The 20,741-nt window shown below is 54.6% G+C and carries 15 protein-coding genes and 3 pseudogenes; 9 read left to right on the top strand and 9 right to left on the bottom strand.

The window, feature by feature from the left end; all coding sequences use genetic code 11:
* Positions 1 to 8: 8 nt before the first annotated feature.
* Positions 9 to 1,331 (bottom strand): xylose isomerase, encoded by a 1,323-nt coding sequence (gene xylA / locus NUX24_RS17410; protein ID WP_087823749.1) that lies wholly within the window; start codon positions 1,329 to 1,331, stop codon positions 9 to 11.
* 371 nt (positions 1,332 to 1,702) lie between these two features.
* On the opposite strand from xylA, the gene xylF reads away from it, so the two are divergent.
* The 4 genes from xylF (at position 1,703) to xylR (ending at position 6,680) form a co-directional block, all read left to right on the top strand.
* A complete protein-coding gene (gene xylF / locus NUX24_RS17405; protein WP_032650791.1) occupies positions 1,703 to 2,695 on the top strand; it encodes a D-xylose ABC transporter substrate-binding protein in 993 nt (330 codons plus the stop codon).
* Between the two features lie 72 nt (positions 2,696 to 2,767).
* The gene (locus NUX24_RS17400) at positions 2,768 to 4,309 is read left to right on the top strand and encodes a xylose ABC transporter ATP-binding protein (protein WP_214577267.1); all 1,542 of its coding nucleotides are present in this window, start codon (positions 2,768 to 2,770) and stop codon (positions 4,307 to 4,309) included.
* Positions 4,287 to 5,468, top strand: a complete 1,182-nt coding sequence (gene xylH / locus NUX24_RS17395; protein ID WP_257833086.1) for a xylose ABC transporter permease XylH — start codon at positions 4,287 to 4,289, stop codon at positions 5,466 to 5,468. Before NUX24_RS17400 ends, xylH begins: the two co-directional genes overlap by 23 nt.
* A 33-nt stretch (positions 5,469 to 5,501) precedes the next feature.
* The gene (gene xylR, locus NUX24_RS17390; protein ID WP_126330492.1) at positions 5,502 to 6,680 is read left to right on the top strand and encodes a D-xylose utilization transcriptional activator XylR; all 1,179 of its coding nucleotides are present in this window, start codon (positions 5,502 to 5,504) and stop codon (positions 6,678 to 6,680) included.
* Between the two features lie 39 nt (positions 6,681 to 6,719).
* On the opposite strand, the gene NUX24_RS17385 is transcribed toward xylR, so the two are convergent.
* Positions 6,720 to 7,544 (bottom strand): protein bax, encoded by an 825-nt coding sequence (locus NUX24_RS17385; RefSeq protein ID WP_032661838.1) that lies wholly within the window; start codon positions 7,542 to 7,544, stop codon positions 6,720 to 6,722.
* Positions 7,545 to 7,858: 314 nt separating this feature from the next.
* Here NUX24_RS17385 and NUX24_RS17380 point away from each other — a divergent pair, with 314 nt between their 5' ends.
* Positions 7,859 to 9,889 carry an alpha-amylase gene (locus NUX24_RS17380; protein ID WP_257833083.1) on the top strand — a complete coding sequence of 677 codons (2,031 nt, stop codon included), beginning with the start codon at positions 7,859 to 7,861 and terminating at the stop codon, positions 9,887 to 9,889.
* Positions 9,890 to 10,079: 190 nt separating this feature from the next.
* Positions 10,080 to 11,336, top strand: a complete 1,257-nt coding sequence (gene avtA, locus NUX24_RS17375; protein ID WP_023309932.1) for a valine--pyruvate transaminase — start codon at positions 10,080 to 10,082, stop codon at positions 11,334 to 11,336.
* A gap of 4 nt (positions 11,337 to 11,340) precedes the next feature.
* Here the strand turns inward: avtA and NUX24_RS17370 are convergent, their stop codons facing one another.
* Positions 11,341 to 11,796, bottom strand: a complete 456-nt coding sequence (locus NUX24_RS17370) for a 4Fe-4S dicluster domain-containing protein (protein WP_257833081.1) — start codon at positions 11,794 to 11,796, stop codon at positions 11,341 to 11,343.
* A gap of 93 nt (positions 11,797 to 11,889) precedes the next feature.
* Positions 11,890 to 12,241: pseudogene (locus NUX24_RS17365) on the bottom strand (helix-turn-helix transcriptional regulator); the annotation flags it as partial.
* A gap of 48 nt (positions 12,242 to 12,289) precedes the next feature.
* Between NUX24_RS17365 and NUX24_RS21865 the strand changes: the two are divergent.
* A pseudogene (locus tag NUX24_RS21865) lies at positions 12,290 to 12,391 on the top strand (hypothetical protein); the annotation flags it as partial.
* A gap of 195 nt (positions 12,392 to 12,586) precedes the next feature.
* Positions 12,587 to 13,663 carry a type I restriction endonuclease gene (locus NUX24_RS17360; RefSeq protein WP_047651761.1) on the top strand — a complete coding sequence of 359 codons (1,077 nt, stop codon included), beginning with the start codon at positions 12,587 to 12,589 and terminating at the stop codon, positions 13,661 to 13,663.
* Between the two features lie 35 nt (positions 13,664 to 13,698).
* Here the strand turns inward: NUX24_RS17360 and NUX24_RS17355 are convergent.
* A pseudogene (locus tag NUX24_RS17355) lies at positions 13,699 to 13,770 on the bottom strand (type II toxin-antitoxin system HicB family antitoxin); the annotation flags it as partial.
* Between the two features lie 288 nt (positions 13,771 to 14,058).
* Complete coding sequence (locus NUX24_RS17350; RefSeq protein ID WP_047651762.1) at positions 14,059 to 14,799, bottom strand: MipA/OmpV family protein; 741 nt, start codon at positions 14,797 to 14,799, stop codon at positions 14,059 to 14,061.
* Positions 14,800 to 14,919: 120 nt separating this feature from the next.
* On the opposite strand from NUX24_RS17350, the gene NUX24_RS17345 reads away from it, so the two are divergent.
* Positions 14,920 to 15,882, top strand: a complete 963-nt coding sequence (locus tag NUX24_RS17345) for a LysR family transcriptional regulator (protein ID WP_149323944.1) — start codon at positions 14,920 to 14,922, stop codon at positions 15,880 to 15,882.
* On the opposite strand, the gene aldB is transcribed toward NUX24_RS17345, so the two are convergent.
* The 3 genes from aldB to selA all read right to left on the bottom strand — a co-directional run bounded on the left by aldB (position 15,879) and on the right by selA (position 20,732).
* Positions 15,879 to 17,417: an aldehyde dehydrogenase AldB gene (aldB, locus tag NUX24_RS17340; protein ID WP_023309928.1), complete on the bottom strand. Its 1,539-nt coding sequence runs from the start codon at positions 17,415 to 17,417 to the stop codon at positions 15,879 to 15,881. The genes NUX24_RS17345 and aldB overlap by 4 nt on opposite strands.
* Positions 17,418 to 17,502: 85 nt before the next feature.
* The gene (selB, locus tag NUX24_RS17335) at positions 17,503 to 19,350 is read right to left on the bottom strand and encodes a selenocysteine-specific translation elongation factor (protein WP_214577271.1); all 1,848 of its coding nucleotides are present in this window, start codon (positions 19,348 to 19,350) and stop codon (positions 17,503 to 17,505) included.
* Positions 19,347 to 20,732: an L-seryl-tRNA(Sec) selenium transferase gene (gene selA / locus NUX24_RS17330; protein WP_257833075.1), complete on the bottom strand. Its 1,386-nt coding sequence runs from the start codon at positions 20,730 to 20,732 to the stop codon at positions 19,347 to 19,349. Before selA ends, selB begins: the two co-directional genes overlap by 4 nt.
* Positions 20,733 to 20,741 lie beyond the last annotated feature (9 nt).

Below are 20,741 nucleotides of genomic sequence, written 5' to 3'. Positions count from 1 at the left end.
CAGCTCAATCACTTATCAAACAGATAGTGGTTTACGAGATTTTCCAGCAGTTCCTGGTGCCCGCTCTGGTGCTGCGGCGCCAGCTGCTGTTGTTCAGCGTACTTCGCAATTTCCGCCAGCGATAACTGACCTTTCAAGATTTGCTGGCCCAGCTCACTGTTCCAGCCGCTGTAACGCTTCGCTACGCGTTTATCCAGCTCGCCGTCTTCAATCATACGAGCCGCCACTTTCAGCGCCAGCGCCATGGTGTCCATCGCGCCAATGTGGCCGTAGAACAGATCGTATTTATCGGTGCTCTGGCGACGCACCTTGGCGTCAAAGTTCAGGCCGCCGGTAGTGAAACCGCCCGCTTTGACGATCTCGTACATCACCAGCGCATTCTCTTCCACGCTGTTCGGGAACTGATCGGTGTCCCAGCCCAGCTGCGCGTCGCCACGGTTCGCATCGACAGAGCCGAAGATGCCCAGCGCAATTGCAGACGCGATCTCGTGGTGGAAAGAGTGGCCCGCCAGCGTGGCGTGGTTGGCTTCAATGTTAACTTTAATCTCTTTTTCCAGGCCGAACTGCTTCAGGAAGCCATATACCGTCGCCACGTCGTAGTCATACTGGTGCTTGGTCGGTTCCTGCGGTTTCGGCTCGATCAGCAGCGTGCCGCGGAAGCCGATTTTGTGCTTGTGGTCGACAACCATCTGCATAAAGCGGCCAATCTGCTCGCGCTCCTGGCGCAGGTCGGTGTTGAGCAGGGTTTCATAGCCTTCACGGCCACCCCACAGGACATAGTTCTCGCCACCCAACTGATGCGTAGCGTTCATTGCCGTCACAACCTGCGTGGCCGCCCAGCTAAACACTTCCGGATCCGGGTTGGTGGCCGCACCCGCGCCGTAGCGAGGGTTTGTGAAGCAGTTTGCCGTGCCCCAGAGCAGCTTCACGCCGCTTTGCTGCTGTTTTGCCGCCAGTACATCCACCATCTGTGCAAAGTTGTTCAGATACTCTTTCAGCGATGCTCCTTCCGGCGACACGTCGACGTCATGGAAGCAGTAATACGGCACGTTCAGCTTGTGGAAGAACTCAAACGCAACATCGGCTTTGCGTTTTGCCAGCTCGATGGCCTCACCCGGCTGCTGCCACGGGCGGTCAAAGGAACCCACGCCGAACATATCGGCGCCATTCCAGCAGAAGGTATGCCAGTAACAGGCGGCAAAGCGCAGATGATCTTCCATGCGCTTACCCAGCACCAGCTCATCCGGGTTGTAGTGACGAAATGCTAAAGGATTGGTCGTTTTTGGGCCTTCGTAACGAACACGATCGAGTTGGTCGAAATAAGCTTGCATATTGAGCTCCATAATCAGGGTATGCGGCGAGTCGTTGATACAGGAGTAATAGTGAATAGACATTTTGGGTTGCTCAATTACGTTATTTCACACTGCTATTGAGAGAATGCACAACTGTGCGCTGGCTCGCAAAATAATGCGCAGACAAACTATTTTTCGGCGCATATTCCAGAATCAAATGTAATTAAGACGTTACGTATTTTAAAATCCGATCGCGGTCATAAATTCAGAAATAAACCAAATATCATAATGAGAAGATAAAAATCTGTAATTGCCAGCCCGCCTTTCCGCGTTAAAAATTTGCTGCGTCTCAGCAGTGAATGTTTCTTTTATCTCAGCAACACATACCCCTACAAAAAGGCCTAATAATTATGAAGATAAAGAACCTGACTCTAACGCTCTGCACTACGCTCCTCCTTGCAAGCTTTGCAGGGCATGCCAAAGAGGTCAAAATTGGCATGGCGATTGACGACCTGCGCCTGGAGCGCTGGCAAAAAGATCGCGATATTTTTGTTAAAAAAGCAGAATCCCTCGGCGCCAGCGTGTTTGTTCAGTCGGCTAACGGCAACGAAGAAACACAAATGTCGCAGATCGAGAATATGATCAACCGTGGCGTCGATGTTCTGGTCATTATCCCCTATAACGGCCAGGTATTAAGTAACGTGGTGAAAGAAGCCAAACAGGAAGGCATAAAAGTCCTGGCCTATGACCGCATGATTAATAATGCGGATATTGATTATTATATTTCGTTCGACAATGAAAAAGTCGGGGAATTACAGGCGCAAAGCCTGATCGACAAAGTGCCTCAGGGCAATTATTTCCTGATGGGCGGCTCTCCGGTAGATAACAACGCCAAACTGTTCCGCGAAGGGCAAATGAAAGTCCTTAAGCCGTACATCGACAACGGGAAAATTAAAGTGGTAGGCGATCAGTGGGCCGACGGCTGGCTGCCAGAAAACGCGCTGAAAATTATGGAAAACGCGCTGACGGCCAACAACAACAAAATTGATGCGGTTGTGGCCTCCAACGATGCCACTGCAGGCGGTGCTATCCAGGCTCTGAGCGCCCAGGGACTGGCCGGTAAAGTCGCCATTTCAGGACAGGATGCCGATCTCGCTGGCGTAAAACGCATTATCGCAGGCACCCAAACCATGACGGTCTACAAACCGATTACCCAGTTGGCAAATACGGCGGCGGAAATCGCCGTAGAGCTGGGCAATGGCAAACAACCTAAAGCAGACGCAACGCTGAATAACGGCCTGAAAGACGTTCCGGCTCGCCTGCTCACGCCGATTGAAGTCAATAAAGAGAACATTGACGCCACCGTGGTTAAAGACGGTTTCCACAAGAAGAGCGAACTGTAATCCGGCGCGGCCCCTGCTCTGCGGGGGCGCATCACGTAGTACTGTTCTTCCCTCGGGTTATGTGGAGCGGTTATGCCCTATTTACTTGAAATGAAAAGCATCACCAAGCGCTTCGGCACGGTGAAAGCCGTCGATAACGTTAGCCTCCGGTTGAACCCCGGCGAAGTGGTTTCACTGTGCGGCGAGAACGGCTCGGGCAAGTCGACGCTGATGAAAGTACTGTGCGGGATCTACCCACACGGCAGCTACGAAGGCGAAATCATCTTTGCCGGCGAAGTGATTCAGGCGACACACATCCGCGATACCGAACGCAAAGGCATCGCCATCATCCACCAGGAGCTGGCGCTGGTGAAGCATCTCACCGTACTGGAAAACATTTTCCTCGGAGCCGAAATTTCCCGCCACGGCGTGCTGGATTACGACACCATGACGCTCCGCTGCGAAAAGCTGCTGGCGCAGGTGAGCCTCAACATTTCACCGGATACCCGCGTGGGGGATCTGGGCCTTGGGCAACAGCAGCTGGTCGAAATCGCTAAAGCGCTCAATAAGCAGGTCAGGCTGCTGATCCTTGATGAGCCTACAGCCTCGCTCACCGAACAGGAAACCGCGGTTCTGCTCAACATCATCCGCGATCTGCAAAACCACGGCATCGCCTGTATCTACATTTCGCACAAGCTGAACGAGGTTAAAGCCATTTCGGACACCATCTGCGTGATCCGCGACGGGCAGCACATCGGCACGCGTGAAGCCGCCGGGATGAGCGAAGATGACATCATCACCATGATGGTGGGCCGCGAGCTGACGGCGCTCTACCCGAATGAGCCTCACGCTAAGGGCGATGAAGTGCTGCGCGTGGAAAATCTGACCGCGTGGCACCCCGTTAACCGCCACATCAAGCGCGTCAATAACGTCTCGTTTTCCCTTCACAGCGGTGAAATTCTTGGGATTGCTGGCCTCGTCGGTGCCGGGCGCACCGAAGCCGTACAGTGCCTTTTTGGCGTGTGGCCGGGGCGCTGGGAGGGCGAGGTTTATATCGACGGCCAGCCGGTGAAAATCGACAACTGCCAGCAGGCGATTGCCCACGGTATTGCCATGGTGCCGGAAGATCGTAAGAAAGACGGCATCGTACCGGTAATGGCGGTGGGTAAAAACATTACGCTTGCGGCACTCGATCGGTTCTCCGGCGCGCTGAGCAGCCTGGACGACGCCGCCGAGCAGCAGTGCATCCTCCAGTCGCTTGCCCGGCTGAAGGTCAAAACCTCCTCGCCGGAGCTGGCGATAGGCCGCCTGAGCGGGGGAAACCAGCAGAAGGCGATTCTGGCGCGCTGCCTGCTTCTCAATCCACGCATATTAATCCTTGATGAGCCGACGCGCGGGATTGATATCGGTGCCAAATATGAAATCTACAAACTGATTAATCAGCTTGTACAGCAAGGGATTGCCGTCATTGTGATTTCGTCTGAGTTACCCGAAGTGCTCGGCCTGAGCGACCGCGTGCTGGTCATGCATGAGGGAAAACTGAAAGCCAACCTGATTAACCAGAACCTGACGCAGGAGCAGGTGATGGAAGCCGCTTTAAGGAGCGAACGTCATGTCGAAAAGCAATCCGTCTGATATCAAAGTCGCTGTTCCGACGCCCGGTGCGTTCGCGGGGCTAAAAGCGCTTAACCTGCAGGTTTTCGTGATGATCGCGGCCATTATCGTCATCATGCTGTTCTTTACCTGGATGACCGATGGCTCGTACTTAAGCGCGCGTAACGTCTCCAACCTGCTCCGCCAGACCGCTATCACCGGCATTCTGGCCGTGGGCATGGTGTTCGTGATTATCTCCGCGGAGATCGACCTGTCGGTCGGGTCGATGATGGGGCTCCTCGGCGGCGTCGCGGCAATTTTTGACGTCTGGCTCGGCTGGCCGCTGCCGCTAACCGTGGCGGTCACGCTGGTGCTGGGTATGGTTCTGGGGGCCTGGAACGGCTGGTGGGTTGCCTACCGTAAGGTGCCATCGTTCATTGTCACCCTGGCGGGGATGCTGGCCTTCCGCGGGATCTTAATAGGCATCACTAACGGCACCACCGTCTCCCCGACCAGTGCAGCCATGTCGCAGATTGGCCAGAGTTACCTCTCAGATAGCGTAGGCTTTACGATCGGTGTGGTGGGGTTGCTGGCGTTTGTCGCGTGGCAGTGGCGTGGACGCATGCGTCGTCAGTCGCTGGGGCTGGCTTCACCTGCTTCAACCTCAGTGGTGGGACGTCAGGCGCTCACGGCGGTCATTGTGCTGGGCGCCATCTGGCTTTTAAACGACTATCGCGGTGTCCCGACACCCGTCCTGCTGCTGGCGCTTTTACTGCTGGGCGGCATGTTTATGGCGACGCGCACCGCGTTTGGCCGTCGTATTTATGCCATTGGCGGCAACCTTGAAGCTGCCCGTCTCTCGGGTATTAACGTCGAACGCACCAAACTCGCGGTTTTCGCCATTAACGGCCTGATGGTCGCTATCGCCGGGCTGATCCTCAGCTCGCGTCTGGGTGCCGGTTCTCCCTCCGCCGGTAACATCGCCGAGCTGGATGCTATCGCCGCCTGCGTCATTGGCGGCACCAGCCTCGCAGGGGGTATCGGGAGCGTGGCGGGCGCGGTCATGGGGGCATTTATCATGGCGTCGTTGGATAACGGGATGAGTATGATGGACGTCCCGACGTTTTGGCAGTATATCGTCAAGGGGGCCATTCTTTTACTGGCAGTCTGGATGGACTCGGCCACCAAGCGACGGGCCTGATAACCGTATTGTGACTTAATTGGGAAGTGAGCCATGTTTGAAAAGCGTCACCGCATTACGTTGTTATTCAATGCCAATAAGGCCTACGACCGTCAGGTGGTGGAAGGCGTGGGTGAATATTTGCAGGCGTCGCAATCTGAATGGGATATTTTTATTGAAGAAGATTTTCGCACCCGTCTGGAGAACATCAAAGACTGGCTGGGCGATGGCGTCATCGCCGACTATGACGACCCCGTTATTGAGCAACTGCTGACCGACGTCGACGTTCCGATCGTGGGCGTCGGTGGCTCCTATCATTCGCCCGAACACTATCCGCCGGTTCATTATATTGCCACCGATAACCATGCCCTGGTCGAGGCCGCCTTTCTCCATTTAAAAGAGAAAGGCGTTCACCGCTTCGCGTTTTATGGTTTACCCACCACCAGCGGCAAGCGCTGGGCCGTTGAGCGAGAACACGCGTTTTGCCAGCTGGTCGCACAGGAGAAGTATCGCGGCGTGGTGTACCAGGGGCTGGAGACCGCGCCGGAAAACTGGCAGCACGCGCAAAACCGCCTGGCGGACTGGCTGCAAACGCTGCCGCCGCAAACCGGTATTATCGCCGTGACGGACGCTCGCGCGCGTCACGTGCTGCAGGTCTGCGAACATTTACACATTCCGGTGCCCGAAAAGCTGTGCGTGATTGGCATTGATAACGAAGAACTGACCCGCTATCTGTCTCGCGTGGCGCTCTCCTCCGTTGCACAGGGCACGCGTCAGATGGGCTATCAGGCGGCGAAGCTGCTGCATCGTCTGCTGGATAAAGAATCTCTGCCGCTTCAGCGCTTGCTCGTGCCTCCTGTCCGCGTCGTAGAACGTCGCTCAACCGATTATCGCTCCTTAAGCGACCCGGCCGTTATTCAGGCCATGCACTACATTCGCAACCACGCCTGCAAAGGGATAAAGGTCGATCAGGTGCTGGATTCGGTGGGCATTTCGCGTTCGAATCTGGAGAAGCGTTTTAAAGAAGAGGTGGGCGAAACCATTCATGCCGTCATCCATGCTGAAAAGCTGGAGAAAGCACGCAGCCTGCTCATTTCCACGTCGCTATCGATCAACGAAATCTCGCAGATGTGCGGTTACCCGTCTCTGCAATACTTCTATTCGGTGTTCCGCAAAGAGTATGACACCACGCCGAAGGAGTATCGGGATCGCCACAGCGAGGTGTTGATATAGAAATGAAAACGCCTTCCAGTGGAAGGCGTTTTTTCGAGATTACATATGGGCGGCGATTAAGCGCTGGTTATCCTGGTACATGGCGAACAGATAGTTGTTATAGCTCTGTCCCTTTGTCGAATAACCTTTCAGCTTGTGGATCATCGTACTGGCCGTCACTTCCTGGTCCGCTTTACGCAGCTGAGCGCGGGATTTACGGAACGATGAGTAGGCCGGGTGCGTGTTCAGATTCACCACGTAGGCGCTGACGGAATCCTTCACAGATTCAAACTGCGAATAGCCTTTCACCTTGCCAGGGGCATTATTACAACGACCTTTCACACATTTCATGCCGAAAAGGTTGTTGTTGCTACGCGCAAGCTTAGAAGTACCCCAGCCGCTTTCGGCAGCAGCCATGGTCGCAACCATGCTGCCCGGGATGATATCCACACGCTCAAGGAGTGCATTCCACGGCACACGACGCGTGTTACCGTTCCAGCTCAGCTTATAGCGCTTTGTGATATCTTTCAGACGCGCGCGCTCTGACGGCGACCAGCGGCTATCGTACTGTTTGGAAATCAGCCAGTTACGATCCGCAGTAATCGCGGCATTTTGACTCGTGATGTAAGGCATTACCGTCCGGAGAAACGCTTTTTTCCTTGGTGTTCCGGAAGGGTATTTTCGCAAATCAGGAAGTGAACTACTCTTTGCACTATTGCGAGAATACTCTTGTTTACTGCTAACCTTACTACTTGTCGTCTTTATTACGTGGGCTTTCTTACTCGTTGTATCCGTGTGCGTCTTCGCAAGCACCTCACCCGAAAATGCCGTGGTGAGTAACATGAGTATCGCAGCCCCATATCGTCGAATGGGAGTCGATATCATTAGGTCTCCTGGTCGGATGTAATCATCCCAACACCTTATTTTTTTCACAAATTTGAGAGCGGAATCTCAAATCATATCAAAAATAGACTTCAAGAGCACGTATAGAAATAGTCCAATTCCGAAACTATGTCACCTGAAACTTGCTCATAAAAACATCATTCCACAAAAACTGTGTGCGCTATCGCAGATAACTGCCTAATTTTGCGCGAGATCACTCATCCTCACGCATCCTCCTGGCAGAAAGCGACAGGGGATGAGTTTTTGCCCCTCGCCTGATGGCACACTGGTCAAAAATGCCGCGACAGGAAAAAGGAATGAAACGTACCGCATTAGCCTTTCTGATGTTACCCGCACTGGCGCATGCCGACTGGTCATCGCCGGGGTTTAGCGCATTTAGCGCCGAAGGCACCGGGGTCTTCACCAGCCAGGCAAAGCTTGCGAAGGGTACGCGTCCTCTGACGCTGAGTTTTGACACGACGTGCTGGCAGCCTGCGGACGCGATAAAACTCAACGAGATGCTGTCGCTCAAGCCCTGTGACGGCACGCCGCCGCAGTGGCGCCTTTTCCGCGACGGTAACTACCAGATGCGGATTGATACCCGCTCCGGCACGCCCACCCTGCTGCTGACGATTCAGAGTGTCGCAGAACAGCCGGTTGCAAACGTCATCCGCCAGTGTCCGAAGTGGGACGGTAAACCGCTGACGCTGGACGTCAGCAGTACCTTCCCGGAGGGCTCCGTCGTACGCGACTACTACAGTAAACAGACGGCGACGGTGCAGAATGGAAAAATCACCCTGCAGCCAGCCGCTAACAGTAACGGCCTCCTGCTGCTTGAGCGCGCCGAAACCGACAAGCCTGCGCCGTTTAGCTGGCAAAACGCCACCGTCTATTTTGTGCTGACCGACCGTTATGTGAATGGTGACCCGGGCAACGACAACAGCTACGGTCGTCATAAAGACGGTATGCAGGAGATTGGCACCTTCCACGGCGGAGACCTTAAAGGGCTCGCCGGCAAGCTCGATTATTTACAGCAGCTGGGAGTGAACGCGCTCTGGATAAGCTCCCCGCTTGAGCAGATCCACGGCTGGGTAGGCGGTGGCACTAAAGGGGATTTCCCGCATTACGCCTATCACGGCTACTACACTCAGGACTGGACGAAGCTCGACGCCAACATGGGCACCGAAGATGATTTACGCCATCTTGTCGACGAAGCGCACAAGCGCGGCATTCGCATCCTGTTCGATATCGTCATGAACCACGCGGGCTACGCGACGCTTGCTGATATGCAGGAGTACCAGTTTGGCTCGTTGTATCTGAAGGGAGATGAGCTGAAAAAGACGCTGGGAGAACGCTGGACGGACTGGAAGCCGGGCGCGGGCCAAAGCTGGCACAGCTTTAACGACTACATCAACTTTAGCGACAAAGCCGCATGGGAGAAATGGTGGGGCAAAAAGTGGATCCGCACGGACATCGGCGATTACGACAACCCCGGCTTCGACGATTTGACCATGTCGCTGGCATTTCTGCCGGATCTGAAAACGGAATCCACGACGCCTTCCGGATTGCCAAACTTCTACCAACACAAGCCCGACACCCACGCGAAGGCCATCCCGGGATATACCCCGCGCGATTATCTGACCCACTGGCTGAGCCAGTGGGTACGTGACTACGGCATCGACGGTTTCCGGGTGGATACGGCGAAACACGTTGAGCTTGCGGCCTGGCAACAGCTGAAAGACCAGGCAAGTCAGGCGCTGGCCGCCTGGAAAGGGGCGAACCCGGACAAAAAGCTCGACAACGCACCGTTCTGGATGACCGGAGAATCCTGGGGCCACGGGGTGATGCAAAGCGATTATTACCGCCACGGTTTTGATGCGATGATCAACTTTGACTATCAGGAGCAGGCGGCAAAAGCGGTGGATTGCCTGGCCGATATGGATCTCACCTGGCAGCAGATGGCGGAAAAGCTGCAAAGTTTCAACGTGCTGAGCTATCTCTCATCACACGATACGCGTCTGTTCCGCGAAGGGGGCCAGCGCGCGGCGGAGCTGCTTCTGCTGGCACCCGGCAGCGTACAAATCTATTACGGTGATGAATCCGAGCGTCCGTTCGGTCCGACGGGTTCTGATCCATTACAGGGCACCCGTTCGGATATGAACTGGCAGGACGTCACGGGCAAGCAGGCCTTAACCGTCGCCCACTGGCAAACGCTGGGCCAGTTCCGCGCCCGCCACCCGGCGATTGGTGAAGGCAAACAAACCACGCTGTCGCTAAACGAGGGGTATGGATTCGTGCGCGAGCACAATGGCGATAAGGTGATGGTGGTATGGGCAGGTAATCAATAACGGCTCACTCCAGTTCCCTCTCCCTGTGGGAGAGGGCTGGGCTGAGGGAAAATCCACCAGAACTATTCACTACATAAACCCCACTCCGCCATACAAAACAACAAATCCGACCACATCACCCGATTTGCACCAGCACGGTGCTAGCGTTATGGTTACCCACTTTCAAAATAAGCTCGACAGATCACCTGCTATGACGTTTTCACTTTTCGGCGACAAATTTACCCGCCATTCAGGCATTACTCGCCTGATGGAGGACCTCAACGACGGGCTGCGCACACCGGGCGCAATCATGCTCGGCGGCGGAAACCCGGCTCAAATTCCGGAGATGAATACCTATTTCCAGACGCTGCTCGCTCAGATGCTGGAAAGTGGCAAAGCAACCGATGCGCTTTGCAATTACGACGGCCCGCAGGGGAAAACTGAACTGCTGGCACTCCTCGCCGAAATGCTGCGTGACGAGCTGGGTTGGGATATCGAACCACAGAATATTGCACTGACAAACGGCAGCCAGAGCGCGTTTTTCTACTTGTTTAACTTGTTCGCAGGGCGTCGCGCCGACGGCACCACCAAAAAAGTGCTGTTCCCGCTGGCGCCGGAGTATATCGGCTACGCCGATTCCGGCCTGGAAGAGGATCTGTTCGTCTCCGCGCGCCCGAACATCGAGCTGCTGCCGGAAGGCCAGTTCAAATATCACGTCGATTTTGAACACCTGCATATTGGTGAAGAGACGGGCATGATCTGCGTATCGCGCCCGACTAACCCAACGGGCAACGTGATCACCGACGACGAACTGATGAAGCTGGATGCGCTGGCGAATCAGCACGGCATTCCGCTGGTGATCGATAACGCCTACGGCGTGCCGTTCCCGGGCATTATCTTCAGCGAAGCGCGTCCGCTGTGGAACCCGAACATTGTCCTGTGCATGAGCCTCTCTAAGCTGGGTCTGCCGGGCAGCCGCTGCGGCATCATCATCGCCAACGAGAAAATCATCACCGCCATTACCAATATGAACGGCATTATCAGCCTTTCACCGGGCGGCATTGGCCCGGCGATGATGTGCGAAATGATTAAGCGCAACGACCTGCTGCGTCTGTCAAATGACGTGATCAAGCCATTCTATTACCAGCGCGTTCAGGAGACGATTGCGATACTTCGCCGCTACTTGCCGGAAGAACGCTGCCTGATCCATAAACCTGAAGGGGCGATTTTCCTGTGGCTGTGGTTTAAGGATTTGCCTATCACCACCGAACTGCTCTACCAGCGCCTGAAAAAGCGCGGCGTGCTGATGGTACCAGGCGATTATTTCTTCCCGGGGCTGGATAAGCCGTGGCCGCATACACACCAGTGCATGCGCATGAACTACGTGCCCGATCCGGAAAAAATCGAAGCGGGTGTTAAAATTCTCGCCGAAGAAATTGAAAAAGCCTGGCGCGAAGACGGCCAGTAAGTTCTTACGCCAGATTATGCAGCCGTTCGGCGCGTAGTCTGGCAGGATCAACGCATCGCAACGCGTGGGTTGGACAGGCCTCCACGCAGGCCGGTCCGCCTCCGCGATGCAGGCATAAATCACATTTCAGCGCCTGCGGCTTATTTCCCTCCATGCGCACCTGCATCGCCCCGAACGGACACGCCACCATACAGCTTTTGCACCCAATGCAGCGCGTCTGCTCAACGAGCCAGGCTCCCGCCGTACGGCTGATAGCATGGGTTGGACAGACGTTAGCACATGGCGCATCCTCGCACTGATGGCAACCCACTGCCGTTGTGTAGTCGTCCCCCTTAACCACCCGAAGGCGGGGCGTAAAGGCATGAGCGGAGACGGCGTCCTGATGCGACACCGCGCAGGCCACTTCGCAGGTGCGGCACCCAATGCATTTTTCCGCATCCGCCACGATAAATCGGTTCATGTGTTACGCCTCGCGTGCATTAAAAGCCGGTACTGCACACATCTTACATACTGCCCGATTCAGCGAAGGTGTGATGGGTCAAATAGGAGGCGCTCAGCCAGAATTATTATGCTCTTTACAATACCGCCGTTTCCAGACGGCAGGTGTTAAGCCCGTATGCTTTGAAAATATTTGCCGAAAATAGCCCACGTCATTAAAACCATAGCGGTTTGCTACTTAGGTAAGCGACGCAGAGCCATCCAGCAACAGCTTTTCCACTGCCCTGACGCGCTGGCGATGTATCGCCTCCGTCAGGGCAGTGGAAAGTCCGGCGAAATACGTGCCCCAGGTAATCGGCATTGCAGTGCAACGCTTTTGCCAGCTGCGACATCGAAAGCGGTAAATGAAACTGCGTGCGAATAAGCTGCTTCGCCTTCCACGCCATCGCCGCACCGGCCTGATCCACGCTGTCTCCATTCCCTGAAGAGAGCGACACCTGCTATAAAATCATCTCCAGCGCCAGCACTGCACGCTAACCTTTATACCCCGGTTCAGTTGGGCAAATAGGGGAGTAGCAGAGATGCGGATTTGGGTGGATAAACATAAACAAGAATAATGTCACCTTTATGGATATATAATATTTTTATCAAGCTCAGCGATGCCGAGTTCACGGATTATCATCGACTGAAAGACAATGTGATCTAACCCTCGGTATTGTTTTTTTGCAGCAGTTCAGCTCAGACATACCATTGTCTGACATGCATTTTAGTGTTATTCCATAAAGACACACAGCTAAAAATAAGGATATCCCATGGAATTCACAGAAAGATTAAATGCCTTATCAAATAAAATAAAACAACAACTTGATGTAATTAATACTGAAGAAGCAACAAAAACCGCATTTGTAATGCCATTCATTCATAACGTTCTGGGTTATGATGTTTTTGATCCTTCAGAGGTAACACCTGAGTTTGTCTGTGATGTTGGTACAAAAAAGGGCGAGAAAATCGATTATGCTATAATGAAAAATAATGACGTTCAGATACTTATTGAATGTAAGAAAATTGGCGAACCATTAAATATAAATCATGCTTCGCAGTTATTCAGGTATTTCCATGTAACAAACGCCAGAATTTCAATCCTCACCAATGGACAAAATTATAAATTTTTTACAGATCTGGATGCTCCCAATAAAATGGATGAAAAACCATTTTTGGAAGTAGATCTTCTTGATATTGACGAAAATATCATACCTGAGCTAAGAAAATTAACTAAGTCTTCGTTTGATTTGGAATCAATTATCAATGCTGCTGGTGAATTAAAATATGTCAGTCAAATCAAAAAAATCCTGCATTCTCAGCTAAATAATCCTGAAGATGACTTTGTGAAATTTTTTGCATCCCGAGTTTATGATGGGATTCTGACTCAAAAAGTCAGAGAATCTTTTTTAAACTTGACCAAAAAAGCTGCAAGCCAGTACATAAATGATCAGGTTAATGAGCGACTTAAGTCAGCTATTACGGGCATAACCCCAGCGATCATCGATACTCCAAATGAGTCATCACAGATTGAGGAAGACGAACATAAAGATGAAAGTGATGTGGTTACAACGCTAGAGGAGCTCGAGGGATATCATATAGTTAAAGCAATCACCAGAGCAGTACTGGAGGCACCCCGTATAACTCACAGAGATACCAAAAGTTACTTTGGTATCCTTGTAGATGACAACAACCGCAAACCCCTTTGCCGATTGCATTTCAATCGTACGCAAAAATACATCGGACTTTTCGACATAGAAAAAAACGAAACGCGTCATCCTATAACGACAGTCGATGATATCTATTCCTTTGCTGATATCCTGAAAGCGACAGCAGCTCTATATAATTAATTTTTTACTGAGGCAGCACGCGACGTGCTGCCTCAGCCTGGAACGTCAGGTAAAAAGCCGCTGGCGCTACCGTCGGAATCAGAATGAATGTAAGCCGGATAAAACATAACGACTCCTGATATCCGTGCTTAATTCGCGCCCGTCGCCAAATCCGGGCGAGAGTGCCCAGTATAAATTTCTTTAAGAATGATACACATGATACGCACCTTTATTGATGGCGCAGATCGCATTAGCGTATCAGGAATATTAATGAGGAAGTCATGACGGAAAGGGAAACGGGAGATAGGTACTCTCAAATATGCCCGGCAGCGCTTCGCTTGCTCGGGCCTACGTAAAACTGCGATGGTAGTCCATGTAGGCCGGGCAAGGCGAAGCCGCCACCCGGCTTTAGCGCATCAGAAACGCCAGGTCAGGCCGGTCATCAGCGCGAAGCTGTCGTCGCGATCGATCACCGGGCTGTTCTTCACGTCGTCAGGCAAAACGGTGTAAACCGCGCTGGCGTTGAGGTATAGCTTCTGGGTTAACTGATATTTAGCCGCCAGGCCAACGTATGGCGTCCAGCTGTCACCGGCGGTGTATTGATCCAGTCCGGAGCGGCGAGACTCGCTGCCGGATACGCCGTAGTAGTAGTCGTTATAGCTTTCGTCGCTATAGAAAATACCGACAGAGGGCGTCAGGGTCAGGCGTTCCATCCTGATTGGGCGGAAGTATGAAACCTCGCCGATCAGACCGCCGCTTTCATCAGTGGCATCGCCCGAGACCGCCACTTTCAGCGAACCCCAGCTTTCGTGGCGGTAGTACGCGCCGCCGAGGAAGGCAGAAGCTTTACGCTCATCAAGCTTTTTCATCTGATGGTCGTCGTTGTCATCAGGATCGAAATGCAGCGGCATCCACGATGCGGTCAGGCTGAGTTCGTTTTTTGCGTCTTTCCACAGGATCCATCCGCCCGTGGTCTGGCGAACATAAAAGCTATCGCCTTCGTAACTAATTAACGGTACTGCGGTCGTATTTTCGTTATAGCCTTTGTAAGGAGACTCATTAAATACAGCCCCCGCTCCTAGTGAAAAGTCACCGGCCATTGCTGAGGATGTTGCAAATAACGTGGCCGCGATGAGTAAATTGTATTTAATAGTCATTACATGTAATCCATTAAAATGCCAAACAAGCGAGGCGCATAATAATGGTTACAAATTTGCCAATGCAACGCTGCGGTTTATATAATATTATATATAAAATCATATAGATGGGTGCGCAGGATGAGTAATTTACAGCTAAAGCCACGCGAATTAAAAATCATATCCGTCATCGCCGCAACTCGCAGCATTGGTGATGCCGCCGCCCTGCTGGGCATGGCGCAGGCCAACGTCAGCAAATATCTGTCTGATTTTGAAACGCGGGTTGGACTCAAGGTTTTTGAACGCACCACGCGCCAGCTGGCGCTTACTCAGTTCGGTGAAGCGTTACTTCCCTACGTTAACGCCACGCTGGATAAAAACACGCAACTTGTTAATTTCATTGCTGATTACAAGCATGAAAAACGCGGTAAGGTCACGATTTACGCCCCTACGGGTATTGTGACCTATCTGTCTCGACATGTGATCCACAAAATCGAGGATATCGGTGACATCCGCATATCCCTGAAAACGTACAATCTGGATCGCAATGAATTTGCTGAAGGTGTTTCGTTTCCAGATGACTGCGATATTTTAATTACCTATGCGCAGCCGAAAGACGAAAGTCTGGTTGCCAGCGTGTTAACAAAATATTCCGTTACGGCATTTGCAACCGTTGAGTATTTAAATAAGCATCCCTTAAAGGGACCTGAAGATTTAATTAATCATTCCTGTATTCTCATTGACTCCATGCTGGTCGATGATGCAAATATATGGCGTTTCCGCGTGCATGGCAGCGATAACGTGCATGACTACCGGGTGACCGGTAATTATATTTGCGACAATACGCAGACGGCCCTGGAGCTGGCAAGAAATAATCTTGGGATTGTTTTTGCGCCAAAAGAGAGTCTGAAAAGAGAATTAACGCAAGGGATGCTGGTCCCCTGCTTCCCGCATCAGGAAGAGTGGTGGCTCGATCTGACGGCCATCTTCCGCAAACGCGAATACCAACCCTGGCGCGTGCAATACGTTCTGGATGGCGTTCTGAACTGCCTGCGCCAGCAAATAGCTCAGGCCGCCCATGGACGGCCTGAGCAGGGCGATTAGAACAGCCCCAGCGGTTTATCGGAGTAGCTGACCAGCAAACATTTCGTCTGCTGATAATGTTCCAGCATCATCTTGTGGGTTTCACGCCCGATGCCCGATTGCTTATAACCGCCAAATGCCGCATGCGCCGGATAGGCGTGGTAGCAGTTGGTCCATACGCGCCCGGCCTGAATGCCTCTGCCCATTTTATAAGCCAGATTACCGTTACGGCTCCAGACGCCGGCTCCCAGGCCATACGGCGTGTCGTTGGCAATCTCCAGCGCCTCCTCCATCGTTTTGAAGGTGGTCACGGCCAGTACCGGTCCGAAAATTTCCTCCTGGAAGACGCGCATGTTGTTCTGACCGAACAGGATCGTCGGCTCAAGGTAATACCCTTCCTGCAGATCCCCGCCGAGCACCTTACGGCGACCGCCGGTCAGAATATCCGCCCCCTCTTTCTTGCCGATATCGATGTAGTTGAGGATAGTTTCCAGCTGTCCATGCGAGACCTGCGCCCCCATCTGCGTGACGTTATCGAGCGGGTTACCGCTGCGGATAGACTCTACGCGGCGAATGGCCCGCTCCATAAAGCGCTCATAGATGGACTCCTGCACCAGCGCGCGGCTCGGGCAGGTGCAGACTTCGCCCTGGTTAAACGCAAACAGCGCGAACCCTTCCAGGGCTTTATCGAAGAAGGCATCCTCTTCCTCCATCACGTCCGCGAAGAAGATGTTCGGGGATTTCCCGCCCAGCTCCAGGGTAACCGGAATGATATTCTGCGTGGCGTACTGCATAATCTGCTGGCCCACTTCCGTCGACCCGGTAAACGCCACTTTAGCGATCCGTTTCGAGGTAGCCAGATATTCCCCTATCTCACCGCCCGCGCCGTTGACCACGTTAATCACGCCCGGCGGCAGAAGATCGCCAACGATTTCCATCAGCAGCAGCACCGAGAGCGGGGTCAGACGCGCCGGTTTCAGCACAATGCAGTTGCCGGCAGCCAGCGCGGGCGCCATTTTCCAGCTCGCCATCAGCAGCGGGAAGTTCCACGGAATGATTTGCCCGACGACGCCCAGCGGTTCGTGGAAGTGATACGCCACGGTGTCGCTGTCTACCTCGCTTATTCCACCCTCCTGAGCGCGAATGCAGGAGGCAAAATAGCGGAAGTGGTCAATGGCCAGCGGCACGTCTGCCGCCATCGTTTCCCGGATCGGCTTGCCGTTATCCCAGGTTTCCGCCGTCGCCAGCAGCTCCAGATTCTGCTCCATCCGGTCGGCGATTTTGAACAAAATGGCCGCACGATCCTGAACAGAGGTGTGGCCCCATTTATCTTTCGCTTTGTGCGCCGCATCCAGCGCCAGATCGATGTCGCGCTTGCCTGAGCTGGCTATTTCGCACAGCGGCTGGCCGGTAACGGGGGTCAGGTTGGAATAGTATTCGCCGTCGACGGGTGCCACCCAGTCGCCGCCAATAAAGTTGTCATAACGGGGCTTCAGCTTGAGGGGAAAACCATACTCGCCGGGCTGGATACGCGATGAGGGAGGATTGTTTGTCATGACCGTCTCCTTGCTGTTGGTGTACATCAAGGGTAGTTCCGGCTGGCGATTTTCTCGCCAACCGGTAACGGCTTTACGACGGGGGTCACGGAGTTTCAGGAAATAATAACGAATCTCGCAATAAATGATCGTTACCGCGACGGCGGGTAAAGCCGATGCGGTTGAAATACTCCAGGATCTGAATCGCCAGCTTGCGGCCCACGTTCAGCCGGTCGCGGAAATCGGCTGCACAGGTAGAGCCCCGCTCCTGATCCAGCTCGCGGATCAGGTTCGCAAAGGCCACAATGCGATCGTTACGGTAATAACGATCTTTCACGATCGCGACTATCAGCCCCTGCTGCGCCGCATGGCGCAATACCTGACGCATTACCTGCTCGTCGGTATTCGTTTCGCGGGCCAGATCGCGAACCCACCACGGCTCATCGCCAAACAGCGAGGCCACTTTTTGCCATACCGCTTCTTGCTCTTCGGTGAACCCGGCCTTGTGATCCGGCAGATGCAGCCAGCCGTGGTGGCTTTTGATCGCCCCGCTTTCGCGCATGTTTTCAATCAGCAGCAGCACCAGCGCATCGTCTTCCATCGGCAGCGCCATGCGCCGCAGACGCTCACGGCCCGGGCCAGGCTCATCCTGATGCTGTTCATGGTAGGTTTCGAGCGTGTTCAGTATTTTACGCTGCCAGTGTGCAGCAACCGGGGCGTTTAGCAGACTGTTTCCAGCCTGAATAAAGCCCGGCTGCTGGGCCAGCAGGCGTAACCCTTCCTCGCTCAGCTGGCGTGCCCATGCAAAATCACGCAGGCTCACCGCACCGCGATCGAGATGCACCCGCAGCGCGGCGTTATCATCGCTGGCCTGCGCCAACGCTGCCAGCCACTGCAGATATTCAGGTTTACGCTTGCCGCGTCGCGGTGGATTCAGCGCGACCACCCGTGCCCCGGCCAGCGTTTCCCGCGCGGAAATATCACGCAGAACCAGACGATCGTTGTCTGCAAGCCAGAGCGGAGAATCGAATACCAGTTCGGCAAGGTCGTTTTCCAGCAGCGACACGCGCCCGGTGATATGGCTGGCCGCGTGGTGAATATGCAGCGGCTGCCATTGGGTCAGGGGCACGTTTGTCTGCAGGGAGACAATGACGCGTTCAGACGGCTCAGGTGGGGCATCGGCCAGCAGCCAGTCGCCGCGGTTAAGCTGCTCTTTTTCCGCATCCCCGGCAATGTTTAGCGCGATCCGCTGCCCGGCATGAGCACGCTCCGCGGGCTGATTTTGCGCATGCAGGCCGCGCACGCGCATCGGTTTGTTAACGCCCGTCAGCCATAAGCTATCGCCTACCTTCACTTCACCGCTCAGCGCCGTACCGGTCACCACCAGCCCCGCACCTTTGACGGTAAACGCCCGGTCAATGGCCAGTCGGAAGCGGTGGTGGCTGGCGTGGTCACGCGACGAAAGCTGCTGTAAGTGGTGGCGAAGTTCATCGATACCGCGCCCTTCTGTCGCCACGGTGACAAAAATTGGTGCATCGGCAAAACCATACTCCTGCAAGGTCGCCTGTACCGCTTCGCGCACCTCGCTGACGCGTGCGTCATCCACGCGATCGGCTTTGGTCAGCGCCACGGTCAGCTGCGGGTTGCCGGTCAGCTGCAGGATCGCCAGGTGCTCGCGGGTTTGCGCCATCACGCCGTCATCGCAGGCCACCACCAGCAGGGCATGATCGATGCCGCCCACGCCCGCCAGCATGTTAGACAGAAACTTTTCATGCCCCGGTACATCAATAAAACCCAGTACGCGACCGTCAGGCTGGGGCCAGTAGGCATAGCCCAGATCGATGGTCATGCCGCGCTTTTTCTCTTCCGGCAGGCGGTCGGCGTTTATGCCGGTAATCGCCTGCAGCAACGTGGTTTTTCCGTGGTCGACGTGACCGGCGGTGGCAATAATCATTTCAACAACATCTCCAGAAATCGCTCTTCATCTTCAAGGCAGCGCAGATCCAGCCACATTCGGCCATCGTAAATCCGCCCGATAACCGGCGCGGGAAGGCCACGCCAGCGCGACGACAGGGCTTCAAGGTGGCTGCCGCGGCCGTCACGCGGGGTGAACGTGAGCGCTTCACTCGGCAGCCTGTCCACCGGCAGCGAACCGCTGCCAATCTGCGACTGGCAGGGTTCAATGCGAACGTCAAAATCGGGGTAGCACGGGGCAATGCGCGGCAGCAGTAATTCGGCCTGGGCGCGAATCGAAGCGGCATCGCGGGTTAACAGACGCAGCGTGGGCAGGCGGTCGGCCAGTTTCTCCGGATGGAGATAGAGCCGCAGCGTCGCGTCCAGCGCGGCAAGCGTCATTTTATCGGCTCGCAGGGCGCGCTTGAGCGGATGCTGCTGGAGCTGCGCAATCAGCTCGCGCTTGCCGACGATAATCCCGGCCTGCGGCCCGCCAAGCAGCTTGTCGCCGGAAAAGCTGACCAGGCTGACGCCTGCGGCAATCATCTCTTGCGGCATCGGCTCTTTGGGCAGCCCATAAAGGCTCAGATCCACCAGCGAGCCGCTGCCGAGATCGGCAATCACCGGAATATTCAGTTCGCGGCCAATCGCCGCCAGCTCCGCCTCTTCAACCGTTTTGGTGAAGCCTTCAATATGGTAATTGCTGGTGTGGACCTTCATCAGCAGGGCGGTATTTTCATTCACCGCCGCGCGATAATCTTTCGCATGGGTGCGGTTAGTGGTGCCCACTTCATATAGCGTGCAGCCCGCCTGGCGCATCACGTCCGGAATACGAAACGCCCCGCCAATCTCCACCAGCTCGCCGCGGGAAACCACCACCTCTTTGCCGCTGGCGGTGGCCGCCAGCATCAGCAGCACCGCGGCGGCGTTGTTATTCACAATGCAGGCATCTTCCGCACCGGTCAGCTGGCACAGCAGATCCGCCAGCGCCCGGTCACGATGCCCGCGTCCGGCGCCGTCCAGATCGTACTCCAGCGTCACGGGCGCCCGCATGGCCTGCACAACCGCCGCGATAGCCTCATCCGCCTGCTGCGCGCGTCCCAGGTTGGTATGCAGCACGGTACCGGTCAGGTTAATCACCGGGCGTAACGCGCTTTGCGCTTTCTCATCCAGCCGGTTTTCAACTTCCTGCTCCCACGCCGCGCACCAGTCGGGCAAGGCGTTTTCTGCCTGAATAGCGCATCGGGCTTCGTCCTGAAGCAGGCGTAACATCTCCACCGTCGCGGTATGGCCAAAACGCTCAACGGCAGCATGAATGCGGGGCTCGCGAAGGAGACGGTCGGTAGCGGGGATCTGGCTGTACAGCGAATGATGAGTAGTCATGAAAGCGCC

It is taken from the genome of Enterobacter sp. HG048 (genome assembly GCF_024702055.1).
GTDB lineage: Bacteria > Pseudomonadota > Gammaproteobacteria > Enterobacterales > Enterobacteriaceae > Enterobacter > Enterobacter dykesii.
Note: the sequence above shows the minus strand (reverse complement) of the source record. Positions and strands in the feature narration are given on the sequence as shown.

What these genes read in the sequence shown, in the direction of transcription:
- NUX24_RS17385 (WP_032661838.1), bottom strand. Translation starts at nt 7,544, where the DNA reads ATGATATCGACTCCCATTCGACGATATGGGGCTGCGATACTCATGTTA.
- NUX24_RS17345 (WP_149323944.1), top strand. Translation starts at nt 14,920, where the DNA reads ATGAGTAATTTACAGCTAAAGCCACGCGAATTAAAAATCATATCCGTC.
- NUX24_RS17400 (WP_214577267.1), top strand. Translation starts at nt 2,768, where the DNA reads ATGCCCTATTTACTTGAAATGAAAAGCATCACCAAGCGCTTCGGCACG.
- selA (WP_257833075.1), bottom strand. Translation starts at nt 20,732, where the DNA reads ATGACTACTCATCATTCGCTGTACAGCCAGATCCCCGCTACCGACCGT.
- NUX24_RS17380 (WP_257833083.1), top strand. Translation starts at nt 7,859, where the DNA reads ATGAAACGTACCGCATTAGCCTTTCTGATGTTACCCGCACTGGCGCAT.
- avtA (WP_023309932.1), top strand. Translation starts at nt 10,080, where the DNA reads ATGACGTTTTCACTTTTCGGCGACAAATTTACCCGCCATTCAGGCATT.
- xylA (WP_087823749.1), bottom strand. Translation starts at nt 1,331, where the DNA reads ATGCAAGCTTATTTCGACCAACTCGATCGTGTTCGTTACGAAGGCCCA.
- xylR (WP_126330492.1), top strand. Translation starts at nt 5,502, where the DNA reads ATGTTTGAAAAGCGTCACCGCATTACGTTGTTATTCAATGCCAATAAG.
- NUX24_RS17360 (WP_047651761.1), top strand. Translation starts at nt 12,587, where the DNA reads ATGGAATTCACAGAAAGATTAAATGCCTTATCAAATAAAATAAAACAA.
- xylF (WP_032650791.1), top strand. Translation starts at nt 1,703, where the DNA reads ATGAAGATAAAGAACCTGACTCTAACGCTCTGCACTACGCTCCTCCTT.
- selB (WP_214577271.1), bottom strand. Translation starts at nt 19,350, where the DNA reads ATGATTATTGCCACCGCCGGTCACGTCGACCACGGAAAAACCACGTTG.
- aldB (WP_023309928.1), bottom strand. Translation starts at nt 17,417, where the DNA reads ATGACAAACAATCCTCCCTCATCGCGTATCCAGCCCGGCGAGTATGGT.
- NUX24_RS17350 (WP_047651762.1), bottom strand. Translation starts at nt 14,799, where the DNA reads ATGACTATTAAATACAATTTACTCATCGCGGCCACGTTATTTGCAACA.
- NUX24_RS17370 (WP_257833081.1), bottom strand. Translation starts at nt 11,796, where the DNA reads ATGAACCGATTTATCGTGGCGGATGCGGAAAAATGCATTGGGTGCCGC.
- xylH (WP_257833086.1), top strand. Translation starts at nt 4,287, where the DNA reads ATGTCGAAAAGCAATCCGTCTGATATCAAAGTCGCTGTTCCGACGCCC.